8 protein-coding genes and 1 pseudogene are annotated in these 13880 nt (G+C 45.4%); 6 read left to right on the top strand and 3 right to left on the bottom strand.

Annotated features, from left to right (window positions below):
- Positions 1–41 precede the first annotated feature (41 nt).
- A pseudogene (locus AAA943_RS02585) lies at positions 42–302 on the bottom strand (transposase); the annotation flags it as partial.
- Between the two features lie 61 nt (positions 303–363).
- A complete protein-coding gene (locus tag AAA943_RS02580) occupies positions 364–738 on the bottom strand; it encodes a hypothetical protein (protein ID WP_338222683.1) in 375 nt (124 codons plus the stop codon).
- Between the two features lie 601 nt (positions 739–1339).
- On the opposite strand from AAA943_RS02580, the gene AAA943_RS02575 reads away from it, so the two are divergent.
- From AAA943_RS02575 to AAA943_RS02565, 3 genes are all read left to right on the top strand, one after another.
- Complete coding sequence (locus tag AAA943_RS02575) at positions 1340–1708, top strand: DUF1801 domain-containing protein (RefSeq protein ID WP_338222682.1); 369 nt, start codon at positions 1340–1342, stop codon at positions 1706–1708.
- A gap of 211 nt (positions 1709–1919) precedes the next feature.
- Positions 1920–5093: a TonB-dependent receptor gene (locus tag AAA943_RS02570; RefSeq protein WP_338222681.1), complete on the top strand. Its 3174-nt coding sequence runs from the start codon at positions 1920–1922 to the stop codon at positions 5091–5093.
- A 71-nt stretch (positions 5094–5164) separates the two neighbouring features.
- Positions 5165–6526: an alkaline phosphatase family protein gene (locus AAA943_RS02565; protein ID WP_338222680.1), complete on the top strand. Its 1362-nt coding sequence runs from the start codon at positions 5165–5167 to the stop codon at positions 6524–6526.
- A 95-nt stretch (positions 6527–6621) separates the two neighbouring features.
- On the opposite strand, the gene AAA943_RS02560 is transcribed toward AAA943_RS02565, so the two are convergent.
- The gene (locus AAA943_RS02560; RefSeq protein ID WP_338222679.1) at positions 6622–7239 is read right to left on the bottom strand and encodes a Crp/Fnr family transcriptional regulator; all 618 of its coding nucleotides are present in this window, start codon (positions 7237–7239) and stop codon (positions 6622–6624) included.
- Between the two features lie 563 nt (positions 7240–7802).
- Here AAA943_RS02560 and AAA943_RS02555 point away from each other — a divergent pair.
- Genes AAA943_RS02555 through AAA943_RS02545 form a run of 3 tightly spaced genes read left to right on the top strand, consistent with a single transcriptional unit; the run spans position 7803 to position 13810 of the window.
- Complete coding sequence (locus AAA943_RS02555) at positions 7803–10637, top strand: TonB-dependent receptor (protein WP_338222678.1); 2835 nt, start codon at positions 7803–7805, stop codon at positions 10635–10637.
- Positions 10638–10641: 4 nt separating this feature from the next.
- Positions 10642–12246 (top strand): hypothetical protein, encoded by a 1605-nt coding sequence (locus tag AAA943_RS02550; protein ID WP_338222677.1) that lies wholly within the window; start codon positions 10642–10644, stop codon positions 12244–12246.
- Between the two features lie 25 nt (positions 12247–12271).
- Complete coding sequence (locus AAA943_RS02545; protein ID WP_338222676.1) at positions 12272–13810, top strand: hypothetical protein; 1539 nt, start codon at positions 12272–12274, stop codon at positions 13808–13810.
- Positions 13811–13880 lie beyond the last annotated feature (70 nt).

Raw genomic sequence — 13880 nt, 5'->3', positions numbered from 1 at the left:
CATGAACTGAACCAGCATGCCTTTTTCGTCAGGCGTCAGAGCTTTTTTGAGACAGCATCCTTTAGGGCTTCATGTACCAAGCTTAGCTCTGCATACATCCGCTTCAGGCGGGAATTCTCTTCCTGAAGTTCTTTCAGCTTTTTGACCTCACTGGCTTCCATCCCGCCATAACGTTGCTTCCATTTATAAAAAGTGGTGGGGGTTACTTCCATCTCGCGGCAGATTTCCTCTACTTTTCTGCCTGCCTCATGAGCTTTGATCGCTTTGACGATCTGCGTTTCTGTGAATCTCGATTTTTTCATAATAACCATTTAAAGTTGATAAATTCAATTCAACTTTCAAATGGCCGACTTTTAGGGGAGCTTAAATTCCCAAAGGCTCATTGGAAGCAAAGGTGATTTCATAGCTTATTTGATAGCGTCTATTTTTCTTTAACCCTCCAACTTTTCGCTTGGCGCCCATAAAAACATCATCACTAACATTAAAACTTGAAATCATTAGGGCAGGCTCGGCTGTATTGAGAGGGGAGGGAAGAGAGGTCTTTTTAAATTGGAATTGAAACCTATCCTTTTGAAAGTAATCGTAATCCGCAAAGATTTCTTCCCAGAGTATCTCCTCCCCCTCAAAATTTTCTAAGAGCAACAATTCAAATTCATTTTCTTTCTCAAAAAGCTGGCAGGCCTGAATTAACAAGAGGATTGATAGAAGTCCTGTGGTTCTCTGGATAAAATAAATCATAAATAGTTGGTTTAGTTGATAAATTACTTACTTGATTTCCTGGATTTATAGTAGCACAATACTTTTTTTGGGGGACGTCATATATGGGCTCAAAGCTACATTTGTGAGACGTTTTGAATTGCTGAAAACTTTCCGTCCGGGGCCTATTTTTCGTCAAATAAAGGCTCCGGAATTTTCTTCAGAGTTCTGATTTATAAATCGGAACTTAATTTCCTTGAAAATTGGAATAAAAAAATCCTCTACCTGAGGAGTCGGTTTCCATCATTCATTTTTTGATTTAAACTATATGGATATACGCTTTCTTTCCAGTATTGACAAAAAGTCGGCTTCTTGTCTGCTGAAAGGATCAGAATCCGGAAGGTTCGGTCTTCGGTCTATGGTCTTCCAACCCGTCAAGTAAAATAAATATGGCAACTGGCATGATTTCGGATAATCATATTAATCTATTAAGTAACTCTCTTTCAATTGTCGCCATGAGCTTTCGTGTTATTCATTTTTCCTTTTTTCTTGGATTCCCAGTCTTCTTCTCCCAAGTAGGAGAACTAGCTTGTGGGAAAGTTGAAATTCCCTTCAGAAATTAGATTCAATTACCGTGTGCATTATGAAAAATGGTAGCTTAAACCCCTGCTTGGAGTATCTCAGCATGCTTTCCAATCCTGAGGGCAGGATATTAAGTCAACTTAGAGCGGAGATTCTGGAGGAGTTTCCTGATTTTGAGGAAAGGCTATGCAGAGGTGTTCCGTTTTTTTATTTTTTGGGAAAAAGGGTAGCAGGATATGGGGTTGCACAAAGACACCTTTCTTTTTATGTGATGGATGGACAGGCATTAAGGAATAGAGGTCCTGAGTGCAAGGACATGGATATTTCCGCTACGGTAATCCGGTTCTCGAAAGAAAGGATGATTCCCTATTTCCAACTCAGACCTGTCCTTTTGGAAAGAGTAGGTGAAATTCAAAGAAGTAGACTTTAGCCATGTTGAATGCTATGTTTTGAAGAAGAATAACGGGTGGATTTAATGTACCTATTTGATTACGAATGCTTTTTTGAAATTCGTAAATCCACTTTTACCGCAATGTTTCCTTTTTTAAGCTTTGATTAAGATCAGCCGTGATGTTAATTTTTAACATTCCCAAGGATTAGAGCCGGCCTAGTTTTGCGCATCAATCAACCTGCTCAATTCTATGAGAATCAAAACATTTACTCTCAAATGGATACTGACTTGTCTCTTTTTCAGTGTCTTTTTCTTTTTGTCTGAGTCGCTTTGGGCTCAGGCTGTCAATGCCACCGTCTCCGGTAAGGTAGTGGATGATTCAGGAGAGCCTCTGATTGGGGCCCAAGTGCTGATCAAAAATGAACTTACCGGATTCACCTCCTCCTCCGTGACCAGTCTCACCGGAAGCTACGTCTTGGCCCAACTTCCGTTGGGCACCAATTACACCCTGACTGTATCCTACATGGGGTACTCCACCAAGATTTTTCAGGAAATTTCACTGAATCAAAATGAGGTACTGAAATTTGACGTAGAGCTCAAAGAGCAGGCCCAAGAACTCAGTGAGGTAAGTGTAGTGGCCAATTCCATTGCCAACAGTATCGAGCGATTGGGTAGCTCCACCGCAATCACGGCCAAGGATATGGCGACGCTGCCCGTGAACGGGAGAAATTTCAATTCCTTGGTGGATCTTTCTCCGGTATCCAATGGCAATAACCTACTGGGACAGCTTTTCTCTTCTACCAACTACACGATCGATGGGATGACCAATCGTAGTCCACTGTCCAGTGGTTCGACCAACAGAGGGCCTTTTTCCATTTCCATGGAAGCGATTCGGGAATTTGAAGTACTGACCAATGACTACGACGTGGCCAATGGACGAAGCGGTGGAGGGATTATCTCAGCAGTTACCAAAACAGGAACGAATCGAGTGGAGGGCTCAGCGTTTTTCTTCAACCGTGCCGATTGGTTGGCAAGTAAGTATGACATTCGGGGAAATCTCAGAAACAACGAATTTTCAATCCAGCAGTATGGATTGACCTTGGGTGGTCCTATCATCAAGGACAAGCTGCATTATTTTATTGCTTATGATGGGCAGCGGGACGCACAGCCTTTGTTTATAGCCGACTTGCAGACCCCTGAAGATGAGGTTAGATTCAATATTTCTCAAGAGTCTCTGGACAGGTATCTCCAGATAGCCCGCTCTAAATATGGGGTTGCCGAATCCCCTCAAACCGGAAGTTTTGACAAACTCAGGTATTCTCACACCGCCTTTGCCCGATTGGATTATCAGATCAATTCCAAGAATTTATTGACTATCAGAAACAACTTCTCCTGGGATCTCAATGCGCAGGGGGTGAATGACAACACTGCTATCAATATTTATGAAGTCTACGGAGATCATCTCTCCACTGCTAATAGCCTCATGGCTTCCCTTCGGACAGTTTTGGCTCCAAATCTCACCAATGAGTTGAAATTACAGTATCTGTATACCTTGGATGACGGTCGACCCAATGCCCAGCTCCCCAGCCAAAACATCCCGCGGGCGATTGTTCAAAATGTGCAATCCCAAGTGAATGATCGGACGGTGAACACCAATATTCAGCTTGGTGGTCAGCGATTCTTGCCTGAGCGATTTGAATCCCACGTCTATCAGTTGGTCAACAACCTTTACTACAATAAGGGAAAAACCAACTTCACCTTTGGGATGGACTTATTGCTGAACAATCTTACCTCCTTGGCTACCAGTGAATTCAATGGACGATTCTTCTTTACCGGATTGGATAATTTTGACAACCTGAGACCCTTTCGCTATGCCAGGGAAGTGGCTTTGACCGATCCTACAGTCCAGCAAAAAATATTCGGTGGCGGTGTGTATGCCCAGGCTGATACCGATTTGGGGAGAGGCATGAGTTTGGTTTTGGGACTTCGTGGGGATTACACAGGCTATCAAAATGCTCCAAACTTTAATCAAACCGTCTTTGATGAGCTGGGTCTGCGCACCGATGTGAAAACCAATGCCTTTCAAATCCAGCCCCGATTCCAGTTTACCTGGGATATCAATGAAAAACAAACTGATGTGATCCGTATCGGTGGCGGGATTTTTGGTTCTGCGCTGAACAACTACACCGACGTTAACAACCTGCAATTTGACGGGACTAAAATTGTCGCTGTCGACATCACCGGAGCCAATGTGCCTACTCCTGATTTTGTGGCCTACAGAAACGATCCCAGCACTGCACCGGGTGTGGATCTTTTAACTCTTCCGGGAGTATCTCCTGTCACTACCATCAATATGAACAGTGAAGATTTGAAGGTCCCCACAGTTTACAAAGGAAATGTGATGTACAATAAAATCATCAACAACCGAATCAGATTGGGTGCAAATTTCATTGCCTCCATCGCCCGAAACAATTACATGTATGTGGACAGAAATATGGTGGATGATCCGTATTTCCGTCTGGCCAACGAAGGAAACCGGGGTGTTTTTGTGCCAGCAGAAACGATAAGCACGACCAATGGGAATGCAGACTGGACCAAAGGCAGGAAAACCACCGAGTTGGGTCGGGTTTTGGAGCTGGTAAGCGAAGGCCGAAACAACACCTTCACGGTAGTCTTGGATGGGACCTTCCGCTACTACAGAGACGGGCAGATTACCGCAAGCTACACTTGGAATGATTCCAAAGACAACACCTCTTACAATGGAAACGTGGCAAACAGTGCCACGCTGTTTCAGGCGGTGATAGATGATCCGAGAGACCTTTCCAGAATGAGCTACAGCAATGGACAATTTAGAAACAAGGTAGTGCTCTATGGTACTTTGCCTACGTTCAAAGGAATCACTGTGGGGGTCCGGTATTCTGGCCTGGGAGGCACCCGCTATTCGATGATTGTCAATGGGAATGTCAATGGGGATTTTGTAAATACCAACGATCTGGCTTTCGTATTTGATCCCAATGATCCGGGAATGTCCGAGACTATGGCAGCTGGCATGCAGGAGATTTTGGACAATCCGGACAATCTTTCCAGAGAGTACCTGCTGAGAAGTTTGGGAAAAGTGGCGGAAAGAAACGGGGGTGAAAATGGCTTTTTTGGCTTTTGGGATATTCGCGTGGCCAAGAAATTTTTCCTCAACGGAAGCAAACGATCCGGCTTTGAATTGGGTGCCGATATCTTCAATGTCGCCAATATGCTGAACAAGGAATGGGGAACTTCCAAAAACCTGGGAAATCAGACCCTGATGACCCTGCGAAACTTTGACCCTGTCAATCAGCAGTACGTCTATCAGTTGAATCCCAACGTTGGGGTAGCCAATCCGGGTGGGACTCCGTTTCAGGTCCAGATCTCCGGTAGAATTTTCTTCTAATCCACTCACCTAAAAGAAGCTCGACTCATCCTGCAATCCATGAGTCGGGCTTTTTCTTTAAGATTCTTCTTATGCAAAAACCAACTTCATTTTCAAAAAAGCTTTTTCTATTCTGCCTTCTTTTGGTAGGAATAGGTGTTGTAAAAGCCCAAAATCGTCCGAGTCAACATGTAGTATTGATTTCCATCGACGGGTTTAGGCCGGATTTTTATCTGGAAAAAACCTGGCCCGCTCCCAATCTTCAGGAAATGGCCGATCAAGGCGCAAGAGCAGAGGGAGTTACTGGAGTTTTTCCTTCGGTGACCTACCCATCTCATACGACCATTGTCACGGGAAGAAAGCCCGCAGATCACGGGATATATTACAATGCTCCTTTCGAGCCGGAAGGACAGACCGGGAGGTGGTATTGGGAAAGCCAAAAAATACAGGTCCCTACGCTTTGGGATGCGGTCAGGAAAAATGGACTGAAAAGCGCGTCCTTCATCTGGCCGGTTTCGGTGGATGCCCCGATAGATTACAATCTACCCGAATTTTGGAGTCTGGAAGAGGGTTTTGGCCGAATCGAGCCCATGCGGCAAAAAGAAACACCTAAAGGCTTTTTGGCCGAACTGGAAAGGGAAGTCTTGGGAAAGCTCAACGAGCGTACCTTCAACGGTGATTTCCTCAACCGGGAAGATCGCATCGGAGAAATGGCAGGGTACGTTTTAGAGACTTACAAGCCTAACCTGATTACCCTTCACCTGATTGCCACGGATCATTTTCAGCACGTGGAGGGAAGAGATGGTCCTATGGTGCGAAAGTCCCTGGCTGCCACGGATCGGGCTATAGGGAAAATCAGGGAAGCCGCAGAACGGGCCGGTATCCTGGAGCAGACTACATTTATCATCACCGGAGATCATGGTTTTGTCAATATTCATACCTCAATCAGTCCTAATGTATGGTTGGTTGAGGCTGGATTGATGGAAAATCAAGCCAATCGTGGACAATGGAGGGCAGCTTTCCACACGAGCGGAGCTTCTGCATTTTTGCATCTTAATGATCCACAAGACCAAGATGCCGTCGAGCAGGTAAAAAATGTACTGGAAAACCTTCCCGAATCCCAAAAGAAACTGTTTAGGGTCTTGGAACGGGAGGAATTGAGAGCCGCTGGTGCAGATCCTAATGCAGCCTTGGCATTGGCCCCGATTCGGGGAGTTTCCTTTTCTCCATCCAGTCAGGGTTCGGTCCTAAAACCTGCCAAAGGGGGGACTCATGGGTTTTTTCCTGATTTTGATGAAATAGAAACGGGTTTTATTGCTTTTGGCGCAGGAATCCAGGCAGGTGTGGAAATTCAGGAAATGGGGCTTGTAGACGTAGCTGCGGTGGTGGATTACCTGCTGAATCTGGGAATGGACCTCCCCGAGAGTACGCTTTACCCGGGAATCAAAAAATGACTTAATACCAAAGAAAAATTGCCCTAAGGCCACAAATAGATGAGTAAAAGTTATGCCTCAACTAAAAAAAAACCGTCGAATTTTCGATGGTTTTTTTAGTTCTTGGCTGTTTTCCTCCTGGGAGTTGTTGGGTAGAGTAGTTCTTTGACCGCTTTGGAGGCAGTCTGTCGGGTCATTCCACTGAGGTCTGCGATATCCTGAAGGGTCAACAATTGGGTCAGAGAATAGTGCTTTCCCTTGGTATCTACAAGCTGTCCTTGGAACTGGGCTAGAATTCTCCTGACTTTCTCTCCGGTATCCAGGCTCCGGACAGCAAACAATCTCTCCTCAGCCCGGCACCATCTTCGGACCAGCTGACGGGAAAACCACTCAGAAGCAGCCGGGATATGGGTACAGGTATGTTTGAAAAACTGCGCATCGTATTGTCTCAGTCTTACGCCGGTCAGGGTTTTGGCAAACTCCGAAAACTGACCATTGAGGTATTGCAAATTGCCGAAAAAATCCCCCGGCTGAAGGATGTCATAGCAGACCTCTTCTCCCAAAGGAGAATAGGTACCAATCCTTACTGCACCTTGGATGATTTCAAAAATGGGAGTGATCCGCTGTGGAGGACGGTAAAGAAATATCCCCCTTTCGACCTCAGACTCCAAAAAGTGAATAGGAAAGCTCCCTCCTTCATTCCCCTCCAAAACCTCCAAAAAGTCTAAGTCCATGTGTTAACCAATTTTTCGTGGCTCCTTCCATTTGCTAATCTCCGTATAGGAAAATCTCCTTCCAATTCCCAGAGACAATGATAATGGGAAATTAATACTGCGTAAACACAAATTTAATCCACCGTTTTCTGGACCTCCTGGCTAGTCCTGCAAAGAAATGAACCTACTTGTAGGATGGAACCTCGCTATCTGGAGGATAAATCAAGCTCGGGAAAGTATTTTGGAAAATTTTTGATAAAAAATCTCGATCCCTAGGAAGGCCTACTTGGGGATAAGGTTTGCTTCTAGGGTTTCAGAAGCCCTACAGTCCCGGAAAAAGCTGATTTTTTCAATCTGGAAACATTTTTACCCGGTATTGGAAACGATTTTACCCAGTGTTTTCCTGTCGGTTTTCTGAGCTTTGGACAGAAAAAAAGTCGGTTGAAGCTATGGAACTACCTCATGATACCCATAAGAAAAAAATGAGAAAATCTCTGATGAGGGAGATTCTATTCGGTTTGCTATTCTTGGTTTTTCTCATGGTGCTGGTCTTAATTCTTTGATCCTAAACAAATCCAATATTTATGATAGGCCCGATCTACAGACTTTTCCTGATTTTCATTTTTGGGTGTATGGTCAACTTTGCCAATGCCCAAATTACCCTCACAGGACAAGTGCTTGACCAAGAAACAGGACAACCGCTCATCGGCGCAGCAGTCCAGGTCTCAGGCACAGCGATTGGCGTGGCTACGGATTTGGATGGCAGATTCCAGTTTATTTATCCTAAGTCAGGTGAGGTCAGTATTACGCTTTCATTTTTGGGCTATGAGAAGCTCACTTTGCCTGTATCTGCTAGGAATGGTCAGGCGGATTTGGGGACAATATTCATGGTCAGTAGCATGTCCAGCCTGGAGACCTTTACTGTGAGGGCCAGTCTTGAGGGTCAGCAAAGGGCATTAAATCAACAGCGTACGGCAGATAATATCAAAAATGTGATTTCTGCGGAATTGATGGGTCGATTTCCTGATCTCAACGTAGCCGAATCCATGCAGCGAATTCCAGGCATCAATATTCAGCGGGACAAGGGAGAAGGATCTACAGTGAGCATAAGGGGTACACCCCAGCATTTTACGACCATCCAAATCAACGGGGAGCAGATTCCCAGCGTGCAGCAAAATGGCAACCGAAATGAAGCTTTGGATTTGATTCCAGCAGATCAACTCGCAAGCATGGAAATCACCAAAGCTCCTACGCCAGATATTGACGGGGATGCAATTGGTGGAGTGATCAACCTGAAAACTCCGGTAGCACGGTCCTTGGATCCCTCTGTTTCGGCAGATTTGGCTTTAGGATACAATGACCTTTCCGGTGGGCTGAATGGTATCGGAAAGCTAAAGATGGGCAAGCGATTCTTGGCAAATGATCAAGTTCCTGAAGGAAGGATGGGGCTGATTTTGGGGGGAAGTTACTACAGTACTGATAATTCGGAAGACCGGACCGACGCGACTTGGCTCGGAATACCCAGACCGATCAGTGAACTGGACCGAGACACCCTTGTGATGGGAAACTATCAATACAGAAGGACTCAAAACAACAGGGAGCGAATCGGTGCCACACTCACCCTGGATTACAGATTCAGTGAAGATTCCGAGCTAATTTTCAATTATATGTACAATAGGCGGTCGGATGAAGACCTTAGAAACAGGCTTCGATTTGACATGGATCGATCAGGTGCCAGATTCATAAGCTTGGACTCTATTGTTGGAGGAAGGGCGAGAAGAGATATTGATGTATTTGACGAAGTGAAAACAAATCAATCCTTTAATCTTCAAGGAATTCATCAGGCTGGTAGACTTAAAGTGGATTGGGGAGCTTATTATACATTTTCGAATAGGACCTATGAATCCCAAAGAGGAGATTTTGCCAGAGATGAAATTGGGATTGTAATAGATAGTCCCAATGGAATTTATTCCCCTAGGCCTGCTTTCAGGACCGCAGCAGAATTCCCTTCAGTTTATGATCCTTTTTTATTCGGCGACTTCAGAAGGTACGAGGAGGACTTTGAAACGACCGATGCGACAAATCTGGTAGGGAAAGTTGACCTTCGATATGATTTCTCTCTGGCTGGAAAATTCCCGGTATATCTTAAAGCAGGCGGTAAATACAGGACCCAGACCAATGATAAATTTCGGCAAAATAGGGTACTTCGAATCAATGACCCCAATAACCTGGTCAATGAAGAAGAAAGTTTTCTTCGTTCCATGTCCGGAAGTGAGCCCATTTCTTTTTTGGACACCGACTACCGCTTTGGTCCCCTGCTAGGCAGAAATCAATTTCAATCATATATCCAATCCATCCGTCGGTTTCAGACCTCCAGTGATGATGCCTGGGACGCGCTTCGTCTTTCGCTCAATGACACCTATCAAGCCAGTGAGGACATCACGGCTGCCTACCTCATGGGAAGGGCTCAACTAGACAAACTCATGGTATTGGCGGGAGTTCGTTGGGAGGATAACCGGGTCCGATATGATGCTTTTGAGGTTTTTCGTGTTGGAACCAATGTGACTGGAGACCCGATTTCCGGGGGGACAGACTATTCTTTTATCCTTCCCAATCTTCATCTCAAGTATTCCTTGGGTACTTTTCAGGCCTTGCGTTTTTCGGCTGTATACAATTACGCCCGTCCCAACTTTGTAGACATTGTCCCTTTTGTGAATTTTGATGCAGATGCCATTACTCTCACACTTGGTAATCCCGACTTGAGTCCTGCCAAGGCATTCAATTTGGATTTGATGTTTGAAAATTACTTTGAGAACGTAGGGATCTTCTCGGTTGGATTGTTTTACAAGGCCATAGACAAGTTCCAGTTTAGTCGGATTGATCCTTCCTTGTCCGAAGATTTTCCCGGATACCCAAGCACGCAGGGCTTTAGATTCAGACAAGAGCAAAACGGAGAAAATGCCAAGGTGGGTGGAGTCGAAGTGAATTTTGTAAGGGCTTTGGATTTCCTTCCAGGTGTACTTCAAAACCTGAATTTGGACGCCAATTATACTTTTGCGGCCTCGGATGCCTTCACCCAGGACCGAACAGGTATTGCCCTCCCCGGTCAGGCACGTCACACCTTCAATACCTCACTTTCCTTCGATTACAAAGGCTTCTCTGCGCGGGTAATGGGCAATTACAATGGCACTTTTGTCAGTTCTCTTGCCTCTCAGGCTCAGGATGATATTTTTCAAAAGGATCGGTTTCAGGTCGATGTCAATGCTTCCTATGTACTTTCTGACCGATGGAGGATCTACGGAGAGTGGGTCAATGTAAACAATGCAGCAAGTATCCAATACCAAGGAGATATCAGCAGACTCAGTAGGGTAGCTTATTTTGGATGGTGGACCCGGATTGGAGTTGGCTTTAAACTTTAATGTCATGATGAACAGGTCTTACCATATTCTCCTTCCAGTGATTCTCTTCTTTTTTTCCTGTGACCGAGAAAGCGATTTTCCCTATCCGGGTCCCCAGCTCGAGGTGGATTACCAAGGAAACCCGACCATTATCCAAGAACCCGGTAATGAAGTGCTGATGGAGTTTTTCCTTCAGGCTTCGGCAGGTTTGCAGGAATTTTCTGTAAGGATAGGCTCAGAAGAAGTGGAGCGGCTGAATTTTATGGATGAGTTTTCCAGTAGATACAGTTTCCGGTTTGAGATTCCATCAAGTGCTGAGAATGGAGATGTATTCCCGCTTGTTTTTGAGTTGGAGGACAGGCAGCAAAGAAGCAGCACGCTAGCCTATGAAGTCTTGGTCCAATCCACCTTTGAAGAGACCATTCAGCAGATAGGAGGAAAAGAAGTTACCCGACTCAAAGGAAGGCTCAATAGAGACTATGAAATGGTATCTGAAACCCTCTATCTCATCGATAGTACGTTTTCCATCGAGAGCAATTCCACCCTAAGGATAGCAGCAGGGACAGAAGTGTATTTCAAAGTTTATCCAGAGGAAACCCTTCTTTCCAGATTGGTCATCACCAGAGGATCAAAAATAGAGGCTAGAGGTACGCCGGAGCACCCGATAGTTTTTTCCAGTGAGCAAGTCCTTTTGGGGCAAATACCCACGCCTGCAGACTGGGGAGGGATTTTTATCTATGGAAACGCTCCCAGCAATCAAGGGGTCAATATTCTGGATGAAGGATTTCGGTATGGAGGCAACCAAGTCGGAGAAAACTCCGGGGTCCTCCGCTATGCCAGAATAGAGTATGCGGGAAAAAACGGAAACCATGGCCTTCACCTTTTTGGAGTGGGATCTGGAACTACCTTGGATCACATTCAGGTATATGATAATGAAAACATTGCCTTTAGAATCAAGGGAGGGAATGTTTCCCTGAAATGGATCGCTGCTATCCGCCACGGTGGTTATGGGATTTGGGCCGAGCACGGTTGGCAGGGTAGAGGTCAGTTTTGGATTTTTCAAACCGACCGAAGAGCTACTTTGGTACCGATCAATTTTTGGAATCAGGCTCGCTCCATAGAGATGCGAAATGACGAATCTTTTTTTCTCAATACTCCTAGGACTACATTTCAGATTACCAATGTCACCTCCATTGGCAATGGCTTTGAAAGCGTCCAAGCTTCTGGCACCCGTCGGGGAATCCGCATCCGAAGAGGCGCCACAGGAATCCTGCAAAACTCCATAACGGCATTTTTTCCGGATGAGGGAATCCGGGTAGAGGACCTTGACCTGTCCGAATTAGGGCAAAGTATGCAATTGGGCAATGCCAGATCTTTTGGCAACAGAATCAACTATGCCCAGGAGGCAGAATCCTTTTTTGAGCAAAATTCAAGCTACGGAGTCAATCAGAATGCAGTGGCTGGAATCAGCCTAAGTTCATTCGTGGGCTCAGTACCCTCTTCTTTCAACCCGGCCACATTGGGGAATTTCTTCTCATCAGCTCCTTACATCGGTGCAGTGGAAAGTGCTGAAAACGACTGGACAAGTGAAGGGAACTGGTTTAAAAATCTAGACGGCACCATCAGATGATTCATTTAACTAATCCATATAAATCATGAAAAATCAAGTTAAGTATTCATTCCGGCTTTTTTTGGCCCTAATCGTGTGCTCAGGCCTAGGGTCCTGTGGCGAAGACGAACCTCCTGTATTTTCAGCTCCTGAGCTTTCCCTGGCCGGTTCGGAAAATATCCTTGTTAAAGTTGGAGAGGTTATACCTGTCACGATCAATTTCACTGCCGAAGGTGGAGCCAAAGAACTCGTCGTGTACAGAGATGGTGGAGTGCTTGAGGTGGTTCCTTTGACACCTGAGGCTACATCAGTGACCTATACCAATCAGACCGTACCGCTTACCGCTTTGGAAGGGGAGCAGTTTCAGTATGAGTTTTCCGTGGTCAATACTCAAGACCTGGAGTCCAGCCGAGTTGGGCTTACAGTGAGTGCAAGGCAGTATGATTTGGTGACAATAGGGGGGCAAGAGCTTTATGAAGTTTTCCCTCCTGAAGATGGAGTGATCCCTTCAGGAACGGAATTGAGGTTTGTGACCGGAAGGAATTACCTTTTTCGGGGAAGTTTTTTCTTGGCTGCAGGCAACACGTTTACCGTTCAGTCAGGAGTGACCCTGTATATGGATTCAGAAGCAGAATCCCCCATCACCATTGAGTTGGGAGAAGGTTCCACAGCGGCCGTAGTGGGCACTGCCAGCAGCCCGGTCGTGATGACCTCTTCTGCCACATTAGGAGGAACTCCTACTGCAGGTGATTGGAACAGATTCCGCTTGAATGGCAGTGTCAATTCACAAATCCGATACCTCAGGACTGAATTTGCCAATGAAGGCTTGAGAGTTTCCGATACGGATGATTCAAATACTATTGAGTATGTGCAAGTGATGAATACCGGGGAAGAAGGCTTCTACATCACCAATGGCAATGTTAATTTGAAATATCTCTATTCACTCAATGCCGGAACTGGGGGCTTCAGAATAGGTGACAATTACGAAGGAAATCTTCAATTCCTCATCGCCCAGCTCTCAGAACGCTTTGATGAGGCCACAGAATTGGAAATCAGAGAAACAGCCAAGCCCACTATCAGCAATGTAACCTTGATTGGCCCCGGCGTAGATACTCAGAATACCCATGGTGTCCGCCTTCGCTCAGCCAGTGAGGGGAAAATTTACAATGCTATTGTTGCTTCTTTTCCAAGGAGAGGGTTGAGAATGAACGACAATGTGGTGGTGAATGGACTTGAGGGACCTACGGTTTTTGCTTATTCTTTCATTTTTGATGTTCCTACGGATCCTTATCGGGATGATACCTCCAATGGTAATCCTTTCAGGGGATTTCTAGATGAAAACGGAGAATTTCAAAATCCTTTTTTCAATAACGTGACCGGATTTGAAGAGGGTAACCCGATTTTGACCGCTATCCCTGGAATCGGTACCAATGCATTCATTCCTGATTCAGAGGTTGTTTCTGATTTTAATCCGACTGCTTTGGGATCCTTTTTCACGGCTGCTCCTTATGTAGGAGCGGTGACATCAGAGCAGAATGATTGGACCAGAGGATGGACCAAAAATCCTGACGGATCGATCAGATAAATGAAAAACAGACAAGTACGCTGGGTTAATTGTTAAGAAAAGAGGCCGTTGGTTTCCCTTCGGCTTCTTT

Origin of the sequence: Algoriphagus confluentis (assembly GCF_036245625.1) — a bacterium.
Classification (GTDB): Bacteria; Bacteroidota; Bacteroidia; order Cytophagales; family Cyclobacteriaceae; genus Algoriphagus; species Algoriphagus confluentis.
This window is presented reverse-complemented; position numbering and strand designations above follow the sequence as displayed.

Bases quoted from the DNA above. Each gene is read 5' to 3' on its own strand.
- AAA943_RS02580 (WP_338222683.1), bottom strand. From the start codon at position 738: ATGATTTATTTTATCCAGAGAACCACAGGACTTCTATCAATCCTCTTG.
- AAA943_RS02575 (WP_338222682.1), top strand. From the start codon at position 1,340: ATGAAAAATGGTAGCTTAAACCCCTGCTTGGAGTATCTCAGCATGCTT.
- AAA943_RS02570 (WP_338222681.1), top strand. From the start codon at position 1,920: ATGAGAATCAAAACATTTACTCTCAAATGGATACTGACTTGTCTCTTT.
- AAA943_RS02565 (WP_338222680.1), top strand. From the start codon at position 5,165: ATGCAAAAACCAACTTCATTTTCAAAAAAGCTTTTTCTATTCTGCCTT.
- AAA943_RS02560 (WP_338222679.1), bottom strand. From the start codon at position 7,239: ATGGACTTAGACTTTTTGGAGGTTTTGGAGGGGAATGAAGGAGGGAGC.
- AAA943_RS02555 (WP_338222678.1), top strand. From the start codon at position 7,803: ATGATAGGCCCGATCTACAGACTTTTCCTGATTTTCATTTTTGGGTGT.
- AAA943_RS02550 (WP_338222677.1), top strand. From the start codon at position 10,642: ATGATGAACAGGTCTTACCATATTCTCCTTCCAGTGATTCTCTTCTTT.
- AAA943_RS02545 (WP_338222676.1), top strand. From the start codon at position 12,272: ATGAAAAATCAAGTTAAGTATTCATTCCGGCTTTTTTTGGCCCTAATC.